Consider the following 20,112-nt stretch of genomic DNA (forward strand, 5'->3'; position numbering starts at 1 on the left):
GACGTCATCCATGGCCGAGCCATGGCGGGTTCGTGGGGTGCGGGCGGACGCACCGGGGATGGTCCGATCCGGCTGGTCCGGGGCGACGGGGAGGGGCGCTGTGATGGGTCTGGTTGAGCTGGTGCACCGGGAGCGGCCGAGGGTCGGCCGGGCCCTACGGGCGCTGGACGAACGGCTGTTGGCCGGCGGTCGGCGCACGGCTCTGGAGAACGCCTGGTCCGCGGTGCGGGAGGACCAGGAGCGGGCGGCCGCTCACCGGGAGGCGGAGCGCGCCCTGCGCGCGGCCGACGCCGGCCAGGCGCCGCCCGCGCTGCCCACTCCGGGTGCCTGACCCGGGGGAGCGCGGGGCCGGGAGCGCCGTAGACTGACCGGCATGGCGCGGAAGGAAAAGGAACAGGATTCCGAGAACCCAGGCCGGCTGAAGCAGATCGGTCTGACCTACAAGATGGCCAAGCGGGTCGATCGATGGATCGGCCTGTGGCTGGCTCTGGTCTTTCTTGTCACGTTCGGGATCGTTCTCGGCATTGGCATTCTCTGGGGACACCCGGTCTACCTGGGCATCCTGGGCTTCCTGGTCGCGCTGTTGACCACGGCCATCGTGTTCGGCCGCCGGGCCGAGCGGGCCGCCTTCAGCCAGATGGAGGGCCAGCCGGGTGCGGCGGCCGCCGTGCTGGAGAACATGCGGCGGGGCATCGTCTTCACCCCGGCCATCGCGGTCAACCGGCAGCAGGACGTGGTGCACAGGGCGGTCGGCAAGTGCGGTGTGGTCCTGGTCGGCGAGGGGAACCCGAACCGTCTCAAGACCCTGATGGCCGCCGAGAAGCGCCGGATGAACCGGGTGGTCTCCGATGTCCCCGTCCACGACCTGGTCGTGGGCAAGGGCGAGGGCCAGGTGGAGCTGAAGGAGCTGCGGCGCCGGATCGTGAAGTACCCCAAGGTGCTGGCCGGTCCTCGGGTCACCGAGGTCAACGACCGGCTGCGCGCCATGGGGGATTTGATGAACAACATGCCGATCCCGAAGGGGCCTCTCCCCAAGGGCGGAATGCGACTCAAGGGGAACAACCAGGCGCCCCGGCGCGGACGCTGAGGGCCGACCGGCGGCCAGCCCGGCCGACATGGGTGTGGGGTGGGACGACGGGCGTCGTCCCACCCCACACCCATGTCGGCTACTTCTTCTCCGGGGTCTCCGAGGCCTCCCACCCATGTCGGCTACTTCTTCTCCGGGGTCTCCGAGGCCTCCGGGGCCCGTCCGGAGTCCGCAGCCGGTCCGGAGAGGCTCTCCGGGGCCTGTCCGGTGAAGCGCACCTGGACCGCGCCCGCCGCGCGGTCGTGCAGGCCACGGCCGTCGCGGTCCCAGACCAGGGCCGGGATCGCCAGCGACAGCAGCAGCGAGCGGAGCGCCGCGCGGGGGAACGAGAGGCGCTGCCCCGACAGGTGCAGCACCCGCAGCCCCAACAGCCGCTTGCCCGGCGTCATCCCGACCGTGCCCACGGTGAGGACACACATCAGCGTGAAGACCACCAACGTCCAGTTGTTGGCCGTGGCGACGTCCCCGCCGGCGAGCAGACCGTATGCGATCACGGCGCACAGCGCCCAGTCCACACAGATGGCGGCGGCCCGCCGCCCCACCGTCGCGACCGATCCCGGGCCCTCCCTGGGGAGTCCCAACCGCTCGCCCCGGTAACCGAAGTCGATCCCCATGTCCTCGGCCGCCGCACGGGGGCCGGAGAGCCACGAACCTATTGCCTGCCGGTTGTCCACGCCTCCACGGTAGCGCGGCCGCCGTGCCGGCGTGCCGCCGGCTATCCGGCGAGAAGTCCGGTTAACACTGGGGAAACAAGTGGGTCATGCCCGAGAAATGGCCTCTACCTAGGGTCGGCCCCGGCAGGCCCTCGCGACGGGCCATTCCCGAGCTGCACATCCCCCGCCCTGCCGGGTCGGGGCTAGGAGGACATCGGATGTTCCGAAACGCCGACGAGATCAAGAAGTACATCGCGGACAACGACGTCAAGTTCATTGACGTCCGCTTCTGCGACCTGCCGGGCATCATGCAGCACGTCACCGTTCCGGTCGAGGCCTTCGACCCGACGGAGAACCTGATGTTCGACGGATCGTCGATCCGCGGCTTCCAGGCCATCCACGAGTCCGACATGGCGCTGGTTCCCGATCTGTCCACGGCGCGGGTCGATCCGTTCCGCAAGGACAAGACCATCAACATCAACTTCTTCATCCACGACCCGATCACGGGCGAGGCGTACAGCCGCGACCCGCGGAACGTGGCGAAGAAGGCCGAGGCCTACCTGGCCTCCTCCGGCATCGCCGACACCGCGTTCTTCGGCCCCGAGGCCGAGTTCTACGTCTTCGACGACGTGCGCTTCGAGACCCGTTCCAACGCCGGCTACTACTACATCGACTCCGAGGCCGGCGCCTGGAACACCGGCGCCATCGAGGAGGGCGGCAACCGGGGTTACAAGGTCCGTTACAAGGGTGGTTACTTCCCGGCCCCGCCCGTCGACCACTTCGCGGACCTGCGGGCCGAGATCTCCCTGGAGTTGGCCGCCGCCGGCCTGAAGGTCGAGCGCCAGCACCACGAGGTCGGCACCGCCGGCCAGGCCGAGATCAACTACAAGTACAACACCCTGCTGGCCGCCGCCGACGACCTGATGCTCTTCAAGTACATCGTGAAGAACGTCGCCTGGCGCAACGGCAAGACCGCCACCTTCATGCCCAAGCCGATCTTCGGCGACAACGGCTCCGGGATGCACGTCCACCAGTCGCTGTGGCAGGGCGAGACCCCGCTCTTCTACGACGAGCAGGGCTACGCCGGGCTGTCGGACATCGCCCGCTACTACATCGGCGGCATCCTCAGGCACGCCCCGTCGCTGCTGGCGTTCACCAACCCGACGGTGAACTCCTACCACCGCCTCGTCCCCGGCTTCGAGGCGCCGGTCAACCTGGTGTACTCGCAGCGGAACCGCTCCGCCGCGATGCGCATCCCGATCACCGGCTCCAACCCGAAGGCCAAGCGGGTCGAGTTCCGCGCGCCCGACCCGTCCTCCAACCCGTATCTCGCCTTCTCGGCGCTGATGTTGGCGGGTCTGGACGGCATCAAGAACAAGATCGAGCCGGCCGAGCCGATCGACAAGGACCTCTACGAGCTGGCCCCGGAGGAGCACGCCGGAGTGCCGCAGGTCCCGACCTCGCTGCCGGCCGTGCTGGAGGCGCTGGAGGGCGACAACGAGTACCTCCAGGCCGGTGGTGTGTTCACCGCCGACCTGATCGAGACGTGGATCGACTTCAAGCGGGAGAAGGAGATCGCCCCGATGCAGCTCCGGCCGCACCCGCACGAGTTCGAGCTGTACTTCGACGTCTAAGCCGCGTCGAGGCCGGCGAGCACGACGAGGCCGGCGAACGGTCAACGGCGAGGGCCGCCACCCCACGGCTGGGGGTGGCGGCCCTCGCCGTTGTGGACCACGGGCGCGGCACGGCTCAACGCAGCGTCACCTCGCGGGGGCCGAGGAAGGAGGCCAGGGAGAGGACGGTCCGTGGCGCGCGCAGCTCGGGGGTGGTGAGGTACAGCTCGCGCGCTGCCGCGAAGTCGACCTCGGGGTCGGTGAGTTGGGCGATGCGGTCGTTGAGGGCGCGCAGGGCGTCCGTGAGGTCGGCGTCGTCGGTGGGGTCCTCGCCCCAGACGTCCCACAGCAGGGGCTCGGTGCCGTTGAGCATGGCCAGATCGAGGCAGAGGACCGCGCTGACGAACCACTCCCCCGCCATGGTCACCTCGGGGGTGCGCACGCCGAAGGTCGCCGGGTCGGCCTCGCCGGCCCGCACCGCGCGCCAGGCAGCGCCGGCGGTCAGGAAGCGGTCGCGGGGAACGTCCAACGGGTCGATGCCGGCGGGGGGTTCGGTGGCGACGTTGGCGTCGGCGAGCAGCCAGCCGCGTCGCTCGTCCCAGTACTCGGTGACGGCGTGGTCGGCGTGGAAGCCGTCGTCGGCGAAGTAGTCGGCGAAGCCGTACCGCATCCGCGCGGGGATGCCCGCATGGCGCAGGAACGAGCAGAGCAGCAACGCGAAGTCGCGGCAGATGCCGACGAAACGGTCGTCGTTGCTGCGTTCCTCGGTCAGGGGTGCGCCGTTCCGGTCGAGGATGATCCGGAGGATGTCGTCGAGGTAGCGGGTCTCGGCTTCGTGGTGGAGGCGGTCCTCGGGTATCGCGTAGTTCCGGTGTTCGCCCTCCAGCCGATGGATGACCAACCCGCGGGCGACCCGGGCCAGTTGGCCGGGGTCGGCGGGGAGCGCGGCATATGCCTCGCCGAACGGGCCCGGGTCGCTGAAGGAGGTCTGGGCGGTGTAGAAGGCGGCGACCTCGGGCGCGAGGGGGGCGGGGACGGGCATGAACGCTCCACTTCCTCGTAAATTCGTTCGATAACGGAGGGTGGCCCAGCGTGGCAAATTTCGCCGCCTCCTGTCCACCCCGATTCGCGCGGTCCACTCGCTCCGGAGACGCACGCGGCGGGACGGGGAGCACGGTCCGGGGGCCGGAGGTTACCGGGCGGTTTGGCTGCTTTTGCACCGAATGGCCTATCGGCCTACGTTCGAAGAAGCGGCCCGCATCGGGGCCTCGCGCCCCGGCGGTCCGGGCCGGCCGAGCCGTATGCGCCTGCCCGCGCGCAGGCAGCCGAGGAGGCACCAATGAGCTTTGTGAAGACCCGCGACGGAGCGCACATCTACTACAAGGACTGGGGCATCGGGCCGCCCGTGGTCTTCTCGCACGGCTGGCCGCTCCAGGCCGACGTCTGGGACGACCAGCTCAACCTCGTGGCCGAGAACGGCTACCGCGGGATCGCCCACGACCGGCGCGGCCACGGCCGTTCCACCCAGACCTGGCACGGCAACAACATGGACACCTACGCCGACGACCTGGCCGAGGTGATCGAGCAGCTCGACCTGCGGGACATCACGCTGGTGGGGCACTCCACGGGCGGCGGCGAGGTGACGCGCTACATCGGCCGCCACGGCACCGACCGGGTCAGCCGGCTCCTGCTGCTGGGCGCGGTGCCGCCGCTGATGCTCAGGACCCCGCAGAACCCCGAGGGCACCCCGATCGACGCCTTCGATCAGATCCGGGACGGCATCCGCAAGGAGCGGTCGCAGTTCTATCTGGATCTGACCGAGATGTTCTTCGGCGCCAACCGGCCGAACAACAACGTGACGGAGGGCAACAAGTACGCGTTCTGGCTGATGGCCATGCAACTCGGCGTGCGGGGCGCGCTGGACTGCGTCGCGGCGTTCTCCGAGACCGACTTCACGGAGGACCTGCGGCGCATCGACGTGCCGACCCTGGTGATCCACGGCGACGACGACCAGATCGTGCCGATCGACGCCGCCGGCCGGAAGTCGGCCGAGATCATCCCGGACGCGACCCTCCATGTCTACGAGGGGGCGCCGCACGGGCTGGCCAACGTGCCCGGCTTCAAGGAGAAGTTCCACGAGGACCTGCTGGTGTTCCTGAAGCACTGACGTCTCGGAGCGGGCGGGGTCCGGGATCGGTGGAAAGCGAGGGGTCGGGCGGCCGTCGCTCACCGGCGCCCGGCCCTCGCCCCTGCCCTCGTGTGGCCTCGCCCGACCCCTGGGCGGCTTTCGCGCGGGTCGGGTGTCGGTGCCCGGTGGTACAGTGACCGCGCTTGTGACGCTGGCCCGTTGAGGGCCCCGAGAGCGGGAGGTGAGGTTGATGGCTGTGGTGATGAAGCCTGCCCCGAGCAGCGCACGGACCGTCCTTCTCCTCCCCCGGGTCCCGGCCGCCGCCTGACCGACGACGCGTTCCGACGTCACGCCGTCGCGCGGGCCCCTTTCACAAAGGGTTCTCAGCTGTCATGAGTTCGCGTTCCTTCTCGCGTTCCACCGACGATTTCAACGACTTCAACACCCTCCACGAGTCCGGTGAGGCCAACGACGCCGCCGGCCCTGACGGCCCCGTCGATCCCCTCGACCCCAACGGCCTGCTGGCCGCGCACGGTTGGGACGACGGCTGGGCCGCCGCGTTCGACGGGCACGACGGGCTGGTGCCGGCCCGGGTGGTCCGGGTCGACCGGGGCCGGTGCGACCTGGTCACCGCCGCCGGCCCGACGCGCGCCGAGAGCACGGCCGTGCCCGGCGCCTGCACCGGCGACTGGGCCGCGCTGCGGGACGGCGCCCAGCCGCGCCTCGAGGCGTTGCTCCCGCGCCGCACCGCGATCGTGCGGGCCACGGTTTCCCGCGACTCCCACAGCCAGGTGTTGGCCGCCAATGTCGACACCGTCGTCCTCGCGGTCCCGGCCGGCGGTTCCCTGGACGCCGGCCGGTTGGAGCGCCTGCTGGCGCTGGCCTGGGAGAGCGGCGCCCGCCCGGTGGTGGCGCTCACCAAGATCGACCGGGCCGCCGACCCCGACGCGGTGTTGGACGAGGCGGCCGCGCTCGCCCCGGGCGCCGACGTGCTGGCGACCAGCGCGCTCAACGGCGAGGGCCTGGACGCGCTCGCCGCCCTGCTGAGCGGCACGGTGGTGCTCCTGGGCACCTCGGGCGCCGGCAAGTCCACGCTGGGCAACGCCCTGTTGGGCGAGGAGGCGCTCGCCACCGGCGACATCCGCGCCGTGGACGACAAGGGTCGACACACCACCGTGCGCCGCGAGTTGCTGCCGCTGCCGCAGGGCGGGGTGTTGATCGACACCCCGGGGCTGCGCGGGGTCGGCCTCTTCGAGGCCTCCGACGGCCTGGGCCAGGTCTTCGCCGACATCGAGGGGTTGGCCGAGGAGTGCCGTTTCGCCGACTGCGCGCACCAGGCGGAGCCGGGCTGTGCGGTGCTGGCCGCGATCGAGTCGGGCGCCCTGCCCGAGCGTCGACTGACCAGCTATCGCAAGCTGTTGCGCGAGAACGCCTGGGCGGCGGCCCGCACCGACGCCCGGCTGCGCGCCGAGGAGGCCAACCGCCGGAAGTCGATCACCCGCACACAGCGCGCGGCCTACCGGTTCCGCGACCGTCAGCGCTGACCGGTCCTGCCGGCGGCGCCGGCCCGCCGGTCAACGTGCGCGGGGAGACGTCGGGGGCGTTCGACCGTTTTCTACCAACTGTCGGACGCCTCTGGCGCGTTGGGACCGTTCCGTGACACGGGGTGCTGGACCGAGGGGCCCGGCCGAGGCGTAATATTGATTACATGATTACAGACAAGGGGCGGCAGGAGCTGCACGGCTGGTTCGTCGGTCGACTGCCGGAGTCCTGGTTCACCGAGCTGGTCGAGGTCTCGGCCGACCGCGAGGAGATCACGGTGATCGGCCGGATAGCGGAGCCGGACCTCCCCGCCGGGGCATCGATCACCGAGTACGAGGCGGCCTGCCAGGGGCGCATCACCGAGTTCCGCGAGCGCACCAGGGCGCAGCGGGTCGAGGTGGCGCGCGAGGCGCAGATCCGCTTCCGGCGACAGCTGTCCTGGGGGGCACGTTGCGGCCACAGCCAGGAGATGTTCACCCACATCTCGGCCCCGGTGATGACCCGCCTCAAGCAGCCGGAACGGCTGGTGCTCGACACGCTGATCGCCGGCGGCGTGGCCCGCAGCCGGAGCGACGCGCTGGCATGGTGCGTGCGGCTGGTGGAGCGCAACGCCGACTCCTGGCTCGCCGATCTACGCGAGTCGCTGCATGAGGTCGAGCGCGTGCGCACCAAGGGGCCGGCGCCCGCCACCGAGGACGGCCTGGAAGGCAGCTCCCTGGAGAAGGCCGAGAAGTAGCGCGGCCGACCGAGGGCTGGGGGGGGTCTGGGGCGCACAGACAGGGGGGAAGCGGGGGAGGCGGCCCGAGGGGGGCCGGTGGGGGGTGTTTCGGGGTCGGTCGACGGGGGGGGCCGACCGACCCCGGGCACAACTCGGGTTGCGGTGGGCGAACCTATGGGGCATATCACCATACGCCGCCGCATGGTTTTAACTTTACGTTACCTTTCTCCCATGCCACAACGACGGGGAGCCCGACGCCGTTTGACGGCTGCGGACTGGGCCGAAGCGGCGCTCGACGCGCTGCGGGACGAGGGAAGTCTCAGCGCCATCGCCATCGAGCCGCTTGCCGCGCGTCTCGGCGCGACCAAGGGCAGCTTCTACTGGCACTTCACCAATCGTGACGCCCTGATCGACGCCGCGCTGGCCGGCTGGGAGGCCCGCTCCACCCGCGAGCTGCGCGAGGCCGTCTCCGTCGGGGAACGCGAACCGGCCGCGCGGGGGCGGGAGTTGCTGCGCACCATGACCGGTCTCGCGCACCGGGACCCGACCGAACTCGCGCTGCTCGCCGAGGCCGGACAGCCACGCGTGGCGGCGGTGCTGGAACGGGTGATAAGTCGACGGCTGGACGCGCTGACCGCGTTGCTGCGGGCCACGTTGTCCCTCCCCGAGGAGGAGGCGCGCCACCGTGCCCTGCGCGTCTACTGCGACCAGCTGGGCCGGGCCCAACTGGCGCGCGCCATACCCACGGTGCTGCCGGAGGCGGCCCATGACGAGGAGACCTGCCTCGACTCCGCCTGGCACTCCCTGCTGGGCGCGACGGCCGGCGAACCCCAGCCGTGACCGTTCAACGGGCGTGACCCGTTCCCCGGCCGTGGACCGGTGGAAACGGAGAAGGGGTACGGACCGGTGGCGGATGGCGGGCGCGAGAACACTCCGGGCGGGGCCCCTGATTTCCCCGACCCGGAGCTTGTGCGTTTTCCCTGTGCCAGGCCGCTCACCGACCCGGACTGACCGAGTTCCCCGCCCGGAGGGACGGCAAACCACCCGGCCCCTCCTCCCGTCCCCGGTACGCGGTGTGGGAAGGGCCGCGACGGGTACCCGAGGCGCTCCCGACGTGGTGAGGAGGAAGCCATGCAGCAGCGTGGGAGCGACCAGTACAGCCCGCGTCGCGACGACGAGATGAAGCATGAGCTTCAGGGCATGTTGCGCGGCGAGCGACCGTCGAGGGTCGAGGAGTGGCACGACCCCGAGCCGGCGGCCGACGACGATCCGCCGCTGGCGGACGGGCCCGTGCGACCGGGCACCGGGGCGAACGCCGAGGAGTGGGACGACGAGGCGTTCCGCTTCGAGCTGGCCCGCTATCTGCGGCGGACCGACTTCCCCGCCGACCGGCCCGAGGTGCTCGCGGCGCTCGACCAGAACCACGCGCCCGAGCCGTTGATCGAGACGGTGCGCGCCGACCTGCCCGAGGAGCTGGCCTACCAGAACGTGCAGGAGGTCGCGGTCGCCCTGGGCCACCACCCCCGGGCCTGAACGGGGCCCCGAGGCCCGAACGAGCCCCGGAGACCTCGAACCGAGCCCCGTCGGAGGCGTTGTGCGCCCGGCGGGGCTCGGGGGCTCGCGGGCTCGCGGGCTCGGTGACGGGCAGCGACGCTCGGGGGGTTGTGGGGCGGGCGCCGTATACGTTTGACTGAGTCAATGAATGCTCAAACGAGGCCGGCCGGCTCCGCCGAGGAACCGGTCGACGAGGAACTGGTGCGCTCGCTGCGGGAGTTCAGCCGCGAGTACACCCGGCTGATCGGCGCCCTGGACTACCGCCACCGACTGGGCACCCGGCACTCGCTGCCGGAGGCCCGGGTGCTCTACGAGTTGGCCGCCGGGCGCCGGGTGCCGGTGGCGGCGCTCCGCGAACGGTTGGACATGGACGCCGGGCAGCTCAGCAGGTTGCTGTCGCGCTCCGAGGCCAGGGGCCTGGTCGGCAGGCAGAACGATCCGGCCGACTCACGCCGGCAGTTGGTCGCTCTGACCGGCGCCGGCCGGGAGGCGGCTCGGCTGCTGGACCGGAGGGCGCAGGAGACAACCGGAGCCCTGGTCCGCGACCTGTCGGCCGCCGAACGCGAGCGCCTCGGCGCCGCGCTGCGCGTGGTCACGCTGCTGCTGGGACTGCGCCGACGCCCAACCGGACACCTTCTCCGGCCGCCGGGGCCCGGCGAGTTGGGGTGGGTGATCCAGCGGCACGGCGCGCTCTACACCGCCGAGTACGGCTGGAACGCGGCCTTCGAGGCGCTGGTCGCCGATGTCGTGGCCACGTTCGCCCGCGAGCAGGACGCGGCGCGCGAGGCCGCGTGGATCGCGGAGTGGGACGGCGAACCGGTCGGGTCGATCCTCTGCGTCGCCGAACCGGACGATCCCGAAACGGCGCGGCTACGGCTGCTGTTGGTCGAGCCGCACGCGCGCGGCCTCGGCATCGGGGGCGCGCTGGTCGCCTGTTGCCTCGACTTCGCGCGCGGGGCCGGCTACCGCCGGATGGTGCTGTGGACCAACGAGTGCCTGGCCAGCGCCCGCCGGCTCTACCAGGCGGCCGGCTTCACGCTCACGGACAGCGCGCCGCACACCCGCTTCGGGCCCCGGGAGACCGGCCAGACCTGGTCGTTGGACCTGACCCGGCCGGTCGACGGAGTCCGGAACCCGGCCTAGCGGTCCGGCAGTTCAGCGGTCCGGGGTCCGGCGCTCTAGGCGTTCCGGCCCGACGGCGAGGTCTCCAGCGCGGACTCGATCGCCGCCAGGATCTCGGTGACGCGGAGGCCGAACCGGGCGTCGCACGGGTGGGGTTGGCCGCCGTTCGCCGCCTGGATCAGGGCGTCAACGGCACGCTGGAACGGGCGGAGCGGGGTGCCGCCACTCGACTCGGGGAGGGTCGAGACGCCTGCGGCGCCGCGCAGTTCGGCCTGGAAGCCGGCGGCCTGCGGTGGCATCGAGAGGCTGAGGGTCAGGGTGCTGGTGGCGCCCGATGCGTGGCGAAGCACCGCGTGCACCATGTCGTCCGGGCCCCGCGCGGCACGGATCGAGGCGAGGTCGACGTCGCCCAGCGGGGGCAGCAGCAGCGAGAGGGCGTGCGGCCCGATGTCCCACAGCGCGCCGCGTTCGCGGCGCCAGGGCGTGGCCGACTCCGGCTCCTCGGGGCCGCCGAAGAGCGCGGCGAACGCCTGGACGCTGCCGGTCAGCCAGCCCTCGGTGCCGCTCTGCGCCGCCACCCAGGAGGAGGTCTCCGGCGCGAAGCGGAAGGTGCAGAAGACCACCGAGGCGCGGTCGTGCGCGGCCACGGCTTCGGCCACCGCGCGGGCGCCGTCGACGGTGGTGGCCACCGGCTTCTCCAGCAGCAGGTGACAGCCGGCCTCGGCGGCGCGCACCGCGAGCGGCGCCTGCACGTCGGGCGGCAGCGCGAAGGCGACCGCCTCGCAGTCGGCGAAGAGCGCCTCGGGGGTGTCGTAGGGGCGGGTGCGCAGCGTGGTCGCCAACTCGGCGGCCGCCTCGGGCCTGCGGCCCCAGACGCCGACCAGTTCGACCTCGGGATGCTCCGCCAGGCCGGGGCCGTGGGTGACGCCGGCCCAGGGGCCGGTGCCGAGCAGGCCAATCCTCATCCTGTGCACGCCTCTCTCGCTTGTTCGGCGCTTCGTCTGCCGTGACGCCGCGACCACGCGTTGTTCGCCACGCCGTCCGCCGTCGCGCCGTGCCACGGTGCTGCCGTGGCGGCGCCGAGGCGCCGGGGCCCGGCGGCCGGAGGCGCCGCCCCACCCTAACGATCTCGCTCCCGGGCCCGCACAGCCGGCCCCGGGCCGGATCGGCAACTCGTTCACAGTGGCTTAACAACCGGGCAACGGAAGGGCAATCGCCGCTGGCGATGGTGTGCCCAACGTTCGAAGCGGCACGCCATCCACACCGGCGAGGCGCGCAGGCGAAGGCGCCGGCGGACGCCCCCCGCGCAGTCCCGTGAAGTCCCGCGCAAGCACCCGCGAAGCAACCGCGTTGACCTCCCAAGGAGTCCCCACCGTGAGCTACAAGGCCGAGTACATCTGGATCGACGGCACGGAGCCGACCGCCAAGCTGCGTTCCAAGACCAAGATCCTGGCGGACGGCGCGGAGCCGCCGGTGTGGGGCTTCGACGGGTCGAGCACCAACCAGGCCGAGGGGCACGACTCGGACTGTGTGCTCAAGCCGGTGGCCAGCTACCCGGACCCGATCCGGGGCCGAAACCACCTGCTGGTGCTGTGCGAGGTCTACAACACCGAGGACGACTCCCCGCATGTCTCCAACACCCGGGCGCAGCTGCGGCCGGTGGCGGAGAGGTTCTCCGCTCAGGAGCCGATCTTCGGCATCGAGCAGGAGTACACCTTCTTCAAGGGCTCGCGCCCGCTGGGCTTTCCGGAGAACGGCTTCCCCGCGCCGCAGGGCGGCTACTACTGCGGCGTCGGCGCCGACGAGATCTACGGTCGGGACATCGTCGAGGCGCACCTGGAGAACTGTCTGGCGGCCGGCCTGGGCATCTCCGGCATCAACGCCGAGGTGATGCCGGGCCAGTGGGAGTTCCAGGTGGGGCCGCTCTCCCCGCTGGAGGTCTCCGACCAGCTGTGGGTGGCCCGTTGGCTGCTGTACCGCACGGCCGAGGACTTCGGGGTCTCCGCGACGCTGGACCCCAAGCCTGCCAAGGGGGACTGGAACGGCGCCGGCGCGCACACCAACTTCTCGACGAAGGCGATGCGCGAGGGCTATGACGCGATCATCACCGCGTGTGACGCTCTCGGCAAGGAGGGCAAGCCGCTGCACCACGTGCGCAACTACGGGACCGGTGTCGAGGACCGGCTGACCGGGGCGCACGAGACCGCGCCGTGGAACGAGTACAGCTACGGGGTCTCCAACCGTGGCGCCTCGGTCCGCATCCCCTGGCAGGTGGAGCGGGACAAGAAGGGCTACATCGAGGACCGCCGTCCGAACGCCAACTGCGACCCGTATGTGGTAACCCGCCTGATGGTGGAGACCTGCTGCACCGACCTGGAGCAGGCCGGCCAGGTCTGACCGTCGCCGGAGCGGTTCTCCGGTCAGGCCCGGGTCAGTTCGACCGGCCCCACGAACTCCCTCGGCCCACGGCCAACAGCTCGGGCGTGGCATCGGGGGAATCACATCGAAGGCGCTCGTCCGAGGCGGGCGCCTTCGGTGTGCGCCCGGCCCCTTGAACGGAGAACCGCTCCGGAAAGTCGCTCCACGGACGGCCGCCCTGCGAGGTCCCAACTCCCGGCAGGCTTTTCCGGAGCACCTCTCCGGAAGACGGTTTCGGAGCGCCTCTCCGGAAGGTTGCCTCCAGGAGGTCGCTTCCGGAGAACCGCTCCGCTGAGCCCGCTCCGTGTGGCCGTTGCGGAGAGCTTCTCCGGAACGCTACTGCCGGGAGGGGCGCCGGAGGGCGGTTGCGGAGAACCGCTCCGGAATGCCGTCCGAGAGGAGTTCCCGCTCCCACCGGGGACCCGGTTCCGGAGACCCTCTCCACCAGGCCTCCCCGGGGCGCCCTCCGGAAGGTCCTGCCGGAGAACGTCTCCGGAAGCCGCTCGGGAGACCGTTGCGAACGGGCCCTCTCGGAGAACCCCTCCGGAACCTGCCCTGGGTACCCGTCGGAAAGCCGCCCCGGAGAACCTCTCCGCAAGATCGCGACGGGGCTTCCGGTCTCGGACGGTGCGCGAGGTGTATCCAGCGCCACCGGGCTTTCGGGGTCTGCCCCCGTTACGCTCCCCCTTTCAGCGAGTGAGACTTGTGGGCACACGGGGGCGGTGCGAGTGAGTGGAAGGGTCAACGACGAGATGAGACGGGAACGGCCGGGGAACGGCCTGCTGGCGGCGGCCCAGGGGCTGCTGCTGATGCTGCTGTCGCTAGGCGCGTCGCTGACGCTGTTCGCCCTCTTCGTGGTGTCCCTGGTGCTGGTGCCCCTGGGCGTGGGACTGCTGGCCGTCCCGGTGCTGGTGCCCGCGATCCGGGCCAACGCCAACCAGCGACGGCAGTTCGCCGACTCCTGGTGCGGGATCTCGATCCCCGACGCCTACCGGCCGCTGCCGCACGATCCGCGCGGCGGCATCGCTGGCCAGGTCTACCGCGCGATCCAACTGCTGAAGGACCCCGCCACCTGGCGTGACGTGCTGTGGCTGCTGCCCGACGGGGTGGTCGGCTTCGTGCTGGCGCTGCTGCCGTTCGGGCTGCTCTCCTACGGCCTGTGGGGCCTGGTCTTCGCGGCCGGCGTCTGGGTGCCCATCGTGAACACGGTGGGCACGTTCTGGTGGGCGTTCGTCCCGGTCTCCGGCTTCTTCACGGCGATGCTGGCGGGGCTGGTCGGGCTCGCGTTCATCGTGCTGGGGCTGCGCTACAACACCCGGCTGATCGCGCTGCACTTCCACTTCGTGCGGGTGATGATCGGGGCGCCGGAGAAACAGTTGCTGGCGCAGCGGGTGGCCAGGCTCCAGGAGACCCGCCACGACGCGGTGGACGACTCCGCGGCCGAGCTGCGGCGCATCGAACGCGACCTGCACGACGGGGCGCAGGCTCGGCTGGTGGCGATGGGCATGAGCCTGGGCGCGGTGGAGGCGCTGATCGAGAAGGACCCGAACGAGGCGAAGCGGATGCTGGCGCAGGCGCGGGCCAACTCCGCCGAGGCGCTGACCGAGCTGCGCGACTTGGTGCGCGGCATCCACCCGCCGGTGCTGGCCGAGCGCGGACTGGGCGACGCGGCGCGGGCGTTGGCCCTGCGGATGCAGGTTCCGGTCGAGGTGGACGTGGAGTTGCCGGGCCGCTTGGAGGAACCGGTGGAGTCCGCCGCCTACTTCGCGATCAGCGAGGTGCTGACCAACGCGGCCAAGCACGCGCGGGCCGAGCGGATCTGGCTGGACATCTACTACAACCGCAAGGAACGCACCCTGCGGGTCGCGATCACCGACAACGGCAGGGGCGGCGCATCGCTGGAGGGTGGCAGCGGGCTGCGCGGCCTGCAACGGCGGCTGGGCGCGTTCGACGGGGTGCTGGCCATCAGCAGCCCCGAGGGCGGGCCGACACTGGTCACCATCGAGATCCCGTGCAGCCTGGCCCGGCGCGGCCAGGTACGGGCCGAGTAGCGGCCAGGCGCGGGGCCCGGACGCGGGGCGAGGGTCACGTGCGGGACGGCGGTCACGTGCGGGACGGCAAGCGGAGAGGTGTTACGGATGCCGTTTCCCGACGAGGTGGCGCCGGTCGAGGTGGTGCCCCACCGGGCCGCGTGGGCGACGAGGTTCGCCCGGCTGGCGGTCGAACTGGGCGGCGCGCTCGGCCCGTTGGCGTTGGCGATCGACCATGTGGGGTCGACATCGGTGCCCGGGCTGGCCGCCAAGGACTGCGTCGACCTTCAGATCAGGGTCGCCGGCCCGCCCCAACCGGCGTCGCTGGTCCCGCCGTTGACCGCCCTCGGCTACCGGTTGCGGCCCGAGCCGTGGAACCGGAGTGAGACGGCGAACGGGGCGACCCACCCCAAGCTGGTGTTCGCGCCGCCGGTCGGCGCGGCGGAGCGTTGCAACGTCCATGTGCGGGCGCACGGCGGCCCCAACGCCCGGTTCGCGCTGCTGTTCCGCGACTATCTGCTGGCGGACGCGGCGGCGCGCGACGCGTGGGGAGCGTTCAAGATCCGGCTAGCCGGGAGCGTTCGCGACCTGACGGACTACGGCCAGATCAAGGCACCGGCCACGGCGGTGCTGATGGGGGCGGCGGAACGTTGGGCCGCGACGACCGGCTGGCGGGAGAGCTGACGGGAGGACCGGGCGGCGGCTGACGAGCCGGCGGGTCTTTCGGAGACCATCTCCGGTTCAGCCACCGACGGCGCGGCATGGCTTTTCGGTCAACTGTGCCTATCCGAGTGGGGCTTTGTGGAGCGCCCCTGCGCTGAGGAGTCGGGCGGTTACGATCGTGACGCTCGTCGAGGGGCGGGCGCGGTGAACGCTTCGAGGAGGCGGCACGTGGCGGAGATGCGGCCGGGTGGGGCTCTCGGCCCCGCGCCCCTGGGCCCCGACGACCCGGCGGCCGTCGGTCCGTATCGGCTGTTGGGGCGGCTGGGCGCCGGTGGAATGGGCCAGGTCTATCTGGGGCGTTCGACGGGCGGCCGGATGGTGGCGCTCAAGGTGGTGCGCGGAGACCTGGCGCGCGAACCGGAGTTCCGGCTGCGGTTCCGCGCCGAGGTGCGGGCGGCGCGGCGGGTCGGCGGGCTGTGGACGGCGCCCGTGTTGGACAGCGACACGGAGTCGGCGGTGCCATGGGTCGCCACCGGCTATGTGGCGGGGCCGCCGCTGCGGCAGGTGGTGGAGTCACTGCACGGGCCGCTGCCGGCGACCTCGGTGTGGGCGCTGGCGTTCGGGCTGGCCCTGGCGCTGAGGGACATCCACGGCAGCGACCTGATCCACCGCGACCTCAAGCCGTCGAACGTCATGGTGACGCTTGAGGGCCCGAAGGTCATCGACTTCGGGATCGCCCGGGCGGCGGACGCCAGCGTGGTGACCCGCACCGGTTCGCTGGTTGGCTCCCCCGGCTATATGCCGCCCGAGCAGATCAGGGGCGACCAACTCGGCGGCGCCACCGACGTGTTCGCGCTGGGCGCGGTGCTGGCGTATGCGGCGACGGGGCGGGCCCCGTTCAGTTGGGACGGCGCTTCCACCCACACGGTGCTCTACCGGGTGCTCCACGAGGAGCCCCAACTCGGGCCGAGCGACGGCCCGTTGCACGGTGAGCTGCGCGCGCTGGTGGCGCGTTGCCTGGCCAAGGACCCGGGGCTGCGCCCCACGGTCGACGAGATCGAGGCGGTGGCCCGGGAGCGATCCGGAGACGACTTCTGGCTGCCGGCGGCGTTGACCGCACGGCTCGGTCAGGATGCCGCCGCGCTGCTCGACTTCGACGCGCCGGTGAGCGGCCCGCCGGCCTGGGGGAGCCCGACCCCGCCGGGCACCCCGCCGCCGGCCCCGTACCGGAGCGCCTCTCCGCCACCGGGTTTCCCTCCCTCGGCGGACGCCTCTCCCCCACCGGGCGTCTCTCCCCCGCCGGCCGCCGCGCCCACGTTCCCGCCGAACGCGCCCGCCGGCACCACGGCCGCGAACGACCCCGCGCGGCGCCGGCGTTCGGTGCTGGCGGCGGTGGCCGGCGTCGCGGCCCTGGTGGTGGCCGTACCGCTGATCGTCCTCGCCGCCTCCGGCGACGACGGCGGCACGGGGGACGAGACGGGCGGCACGGCCGCCGAGGACCCGGACGGCCCGGCCGGCGGCGCAGACGGTCCGAGCGACGACGCCCCGCTGGCCGGCCTGCTGCCGGCCGAGGCGCGGGAGGCGGGCGAACTCACCTTCTGGGTGACCGAACGCCACAACCCGGTCCTCTACGAGGAGGACGGCGAGCCGGTCGGCTTCGAAATGGACCTCGCGGTGGCGATGGCCCAACGACTCGGCGTCGAGGCGGTGTTCACCCTGACCGACGACCGACCGACCGCCGTCGAGGGAGCGCTGCGGAACAGCGCGGAGACGCCGGGGCACGTCGTGATGTCGGGGTTCACCGACACCGCCGAGCGACGCCGCGACCTGGGCCTGGACTTCGTCAACCACTTCGGTGACGGCTTCGCGGTGATGAGCGACGACCCGCAGCGCTCGGGCGAGTTGGCGGAGCTGTGCGGGCTGCGGGTCACCTCCTATGACGACGCCTATCTCCAGGAGGTCGTCACCGAGTCGACCGCGCACTGCGCGGAGCCGGTGGAACTGCTGCCCGTCCCCAGCAGGGACGACATGGTCGAGGCACTCCAGGAGAACGAGGCGGACGTGGCGGTGCTGCTCTACTCGCAGGGCGCGCGCTATCTCCATGAGCACCCCGGCACTGGCCTGACCGTCGCGCTCGACTCGGCCGAGAGGGGGTTCCGTGGCGTCGGCGTCCCGCCGGACCAGACGACGCTGCGCGACGCCGTCGCCGAGGCGATCGACCTGCTGATCGAGGACGGGACCTACGCGACGCTGCTGGACCGCTGGGGCATCCCCGAGTGCGCCATCGACACGGCCTCGGTGAACGGTGGGGGCGGCGGGGGCGGCGACGACTGAGGGCGGCTCGGCGGTCGACCGGGACGGGAGCCGAAACGGACGCGATCTCCGTTTCCGTTCCCGCAGGCCGCCGGGCCGCTTCTCCGCATTCGCCCCGCCGGCTCCAAGCGGAGCGGCCATCCGCCGTGCCACCGGAGTTCGCCCTCGGATCATCGCGCGTGCATGACAACTCGCCTACGCTGGCGCCGTGTTGTGCGTCGTGGACGCGCGCACGCCCCCACAGCTCCTCCTCACCCAGCGAAGGTGGCGCGGATGAACAGGTCGATGAGGTCAAGGCACCGGACGGCGAACGGGACGGGCCCGCGAAGGTGGTTCGGCGGCGGCGCGGTGGCCGTCGGCGGGGTCGGCGTTCTGCTGGTGGGCGCGGGCGGGGTGCAAGCCGCCGAGCCCGGACAGGCGCCCTACTCGGCGAGCACCTCGGTCGGCGTGCACAACGCCTATCTCCAGAGCGCGTTCCCCTATCTCGCCGACGCCCTGGACTCCGGCGCCGGCATGATCGAGATCGACGTCTGGACCAACTTCTTCGGCTCAGGCTGGCGGGTCGGCCACAACAGCCCGTTCACCAACGAGAACAACTGCGTCGGCGCCACCACCCCCGACGGCCTGCGCAGCGGAGACCGCGACCAGAACCTGGCCGCCTGCCTGGCCGACCTTCGGACCTGGCACGACGCCAACCCCGGCCATCGGCCGATCCTGTTGAAGCTCGAGATGAAGGACGGCTTCGCCGACAATCTCGGGCGCGGGCCCGCCGCCTTCGACGCGCTGGTCAACGAAGCGCTCGGCGACGCGCTCCTCCGGCCGGCCGACCTGACCGGCGACCACCCCACGCTGGACGCGGCCGTCACCGCCGACGGCTGGCCCAGCCGCGACGCGTTGGCCGGAAAGTTCCTCATCCATCTGATTCCCGGAACCGTCGAGGAGGGGAATCCCCTCGACAACCTGTGGACGGACGTCGAGTACGGCCGCCACCTGCGGGACCTGTCCGCCTCGGGCAACCTGGGGCAGGCGGTGGCCTTCCCCGCCGTGCACGGCGCCGAGGCCGGCGACGACCCCCGGGTGAACCGGTACGAAGAGTCGATCCGCCCGTGGTTCGTGGTCTTCGACGGGGACGCCGCCACGTTCCTCGGCTCGGTGGACACCGGCTGGTACACCGACCGGAACTACCTGCTGGTGATGACCGACGCCCACAATGTCGCCCCACCCATCTCGAACACCGACCCGAGCGAGGCGGAGGCGCTGGAGCGCGTCAACCGGCTGGCCGCCGGCGGCGCGGCGGTCGCCAGCTCCGACTGGACCGGCCTGCCCTCGGTGCTCTCCACGGTCGTCCCCCACTGACGCGCCACCCCGACCACCCGGGCGACCGCGCCGGTGGGCCGGGCCCCTTCGGGTCGGGCCGGTAGGGCCTGGCCTGGCCTCGAACGGCATAGGCTAGGGGCCGGCCGGGCCCCACCGGGGCCCTGCTCCACTGGGGCCCTGCTCCACTGGTCGGCAAACGTTCAGGAGACGGAGAGTTCCGTGCGGGTAGTTGTCGCCGAAGACCTGTTTCTACTCAGGGATGGTCTCGTCCGGCTCCTGGAGGCACACGGTTTCCAACTGGCGGCCGCCGTGGACAACGGGCCCGAACTCACCCGGGCCCTCGCCGAGTTGAAGCCGGACGTGGCCGTGGTGGACGTGCGGCTGCCGCCGTCGTTCACCGACGAGGGCCTCCAGTGCGCGCTCCAGGCGCGCCGCGAGCAACCGGGGCTGCCGGTGCTGGTCCTGTCCCAGCATGTGGAGCAGCTGTACGCGCGCGAGCTGCTGGCCGACGGCGCCGGCGGCGTCGGCTACCTGCTCAAGGACCGGGTCTTCGACGCCGACCAGTTCGTGGACGCGGTGCGCCGGGTCGCCAGCGGCGGCACGGCGATGGACCCGCAGGTCATTCAGCAGCTGCTGGCGCAGCGCAGCAGCCACGGTTCGCCGCTGGAGAAGCTGACGCCGCGCGAGCTGGAGGTGATCGAGCTGATGGCCCAGGGCCGGTCGAACGCCGCCATCGCCGAACGTCTGGTGGTCACGGAACGGGCGGTCGCGAAACACACGTCCAACATCTTCGCCAAGCTCGGCCTTCCGCCGTCCGACGACGACAACCGTCGCGTGCTCGCGGTGTTGGCCTACCTGGAGCGGTAGCCCTCGACGAAAGCCCTCGGCGCGGGCGGCGCAGCGGGGTTCTGGTGGGGTGCGGCCCCGGGGGCCGCACCCGCCGGGACGGTTCGT

Annotated in this window: 17 protein-coding genes and 1 pseudogene; 15 read left to right on the forward strand and 3 right to left on the reverse strand. The window is 71.9% G+C overall.

Annotated elements, in window-relative coordinates:
• The first annotated feature begins 103 nt into the window (after window positions 1-103).
• Entirely contained in the window at window positions 104-331 is a 228-nt protein-coding gene (locus FH609_RS08450) for a hypothetical protein (RefSeq protein ID WP_139666374.1), read from the forward strand.
• A 42-nt stretch (window positions 332-373) separates the two neighbouring features.
• Entirely contained in the window at window positions 374-1,087 is a 714-nt protein-coding gene (locus tag FH609_RS08455) for a DUF4191 domain-containing protein (RefSeq protein ID WP_122183579.1), read from the forward strand.
• A gap of 212 nt (window positions 1,088-1,299) precedes the next feature.
• Here the strand turns inward: FH609_RS08455 and FH609_RS08460 are convergent.
• Window positions 1,300-1,761: pseudogene (locus FH609_RS08460) on the reverse strand (RDD family protein); the annotation flags it as partial.
• Window positions 1,762-1,958: 197 nt separating this feature from the next.
• Between FH609_RS08460 and glnA the strand changes: the two are divergent.
• A complete protein-coding gene (gene glnA / locus FH609_RS08465; protein ID WP_139666372.1) occupies window positions 1,959-3,374 on the forward strand; it encodes a type I glutamate--ammonia ligase in 1,416 nt (471 codons plus the stop codon).
• A 115-nt stretch (window positions 3,375-3,489) separates the two neighbouring features.
• On the opposite strand, the gene FH609_RS08470 is transcribed toward glnA, so the two are convergent.
• Window positions 3,490-4,395, reverse strand: a complete 906-nt coding sequence (locus FH609_RS08470) for a transglutaminase-like domain-containing protein (protein ID WP_139666371.1) — start codon at window positions 4,393-4,395, stop codon at window positions 3,490-3,492.
• Window positions 4,396-4,692: 297 nt separating this feature from the next.
• Here FH609_RS08470 and FH609_RS08475 point away from each other — a divergent pair, with 297 nt between their 5' ends.
• The 6 genes from FH609_RS08475 (at window position 4,693) to FH609_RS08500 (ending at window position 10,438) form a co-directional block, all read left to right on the forward strand.
• Window positions 4,693-5,520, forward strand: coding sequence for an alpha/beta fold hydrolase (locus tag FH609_RS08475; RefSeq protein WP_139666370.1), 828 nt, complete (start codon window positions 4,693-4,695; stop codon window positions 5,518-5,520).
• 353 nt (window positions 5,521-5,873) lie between these two features.
• On the forward strand, window positions 5,874-7,025 hold the full coding sequence (rsgA, locus tag FH609_RS08480) for a ribosome small subunit-dependent GTPase A (RefSeq protein ID WP_139666369.1): 1,152 nt from the start codon (window positions 5,874-5,876) through the stop codon (window positions 7,023-7,025).
• Between the two features lie 164 nt (window positions 7,026-7,189).
• The gene (locus FH609_RS08485) at window positions 7,190-7,759 is read left to right on the forward strand and encodes a hypothetical protein (protein ID WP_139666368.1); all 570 of its coding nucleotides are present in this window, start codon (window positions 7,190-7,192) and stop codon (window positions 7,757-7,759) included.
• Window positions 7,760-8,002: 243 nt separating this feature from the next.
• Window positions 8,003-8,581 (forward strand): TetR/AcrR family transcriptional regulator, encoded by a 579-nt coding sequence (locus tag FH609_RS08490; RefSeq protein ID WP_226961492.1) that lies wholly within the window; start codon window positions 8,003-8,005, stop codon window positions 8,579-8,581.
• 291 nt (window positions 8,582-8,872) lie between these two features.
• Entirely contained in the window at window positions 8,873-9,274 is a 402-nt protein-coding gene (locus FH609_RS08495) for a DUF2795 domain-containing protein (protein WP_139666366.1), read from the forward strand.
• A 165-nt stretch (window positions 9,275-9,439) separates the two neighbouring features.
• Window positions 9,440-10,438, forward strand: a complete 999-nt coding sequence (locus FH609_RS08500; protein ID WP_139666365.1) for a helix-turn-helix domain-containing GNAT family N-acetyltransferase — start codon at window positions 9,440-9,442, stop codon at window positions 10,436-10,438.
• A 35-nt stretch (window positions 10,439-10,473) separates the two neighbouring features.
• Here the strand turns inward: FH609_RS08500 and FH609_RS08505 are convergent, their stop codons facing one another.
• Window positions 10,474-11,382, reverse strand: coding sequence for a Gfo/Idh/MocA family protein (locus FH609_RS08505; RefSeq protein ID WP_139666364.1), 909 nt, complete (start codon window positions 11,380-11,382; stop codon window positions 10,474-10,476).
• Window positions 11,383-11,791: 409 nt separating this feature from the next.
• Between FH609_RS08505 and glnII the strand changes: the two genes are divergently transcribed.
• From glnII to FH609_RS08535, 6 genes are all read left to right on the forward strand, one after another.
• Window positions 11,792-12,814, forward strand: a complete 1,023-nt coding sequence (gene glnII, locus FH609_RS08510; protein ID WP_139666363.1) for a glutamine synthetase — start codon at window positions 11,792-11,794, stop codon at window positions 12,812-12,814.
• A 773-nt stretch (window positions 12,815-13,587) separates the two neighbouring features.
• Window positions 13,588-14,886, forward strand: coding sequence for a sensor histidine kinase (locus FH609_RS08515; RefSeq protein WP_139666362.1), 1,299 nt, complete (start codon window positions 13,588-13,590; stop codon window positions 14,884-14,886).
• A gap of 87 nt (window positions 14,887-14,973) precedes the next feature.
• Window positions 14,974-15,549, forward strand: coding sequence for a GrpB family protein (locus tag FH609_RS08520; protein ID WP_139666361.1), 576 nt, complete (start codon window positions 14,974-14,976; stop codon window positions 15,547-15,549).
• Between the two features lie 216 nt (window positions 15,550-15,765).
• Entirely contained in the window at window positions 15,766-17,862 is a 2,097-nt protein-coding gene (locus FH609_RS30985; protein ID WP_226961514.1) for a serine/threonine-protein kinase, read from the forward strand.
• A 264-nt stretch (window positions 17,863-18,126) separates the two neighbouring features.
• The gene (locus tag FH609_RS08530) at window positions 18,127-19,197 is read left to right on the forward strand and encodes a phosphatidylinositol-specific phospholipase C domain-containing protein (protein ID WP_139666359.1); all 1,071 of its coding nucleotides are present in this window, start codon (window positions 18,127-18,129) and stop codon (window positions 19,195-19,197) included.
• Window positions 19,198-19,377: 180 nt separating this feature from the next.
• Window positions 19,378-20,025, forward strand: coding sequence for a response regulator (locus tag FH609_RS08535; RefSeq protein WP_122183593.1), 648 nt, complete (start codon window positions 19,378-19,380; stop codon window positions 20,023-20,025).
• Window positions 20,026-20,112 lie beyond the last annotated feature (87 nt).

Source organism: Streptomyces sp. 3MP-14 (genome assembly GCF_006334905.2).
GTDB classification, from domain to species: Bacteria; Actinomycetota; Actinomycetes; order Streptomycetales; family Streptomycetaceae; genus Streptomyces; species Streptomyces triticirhizae.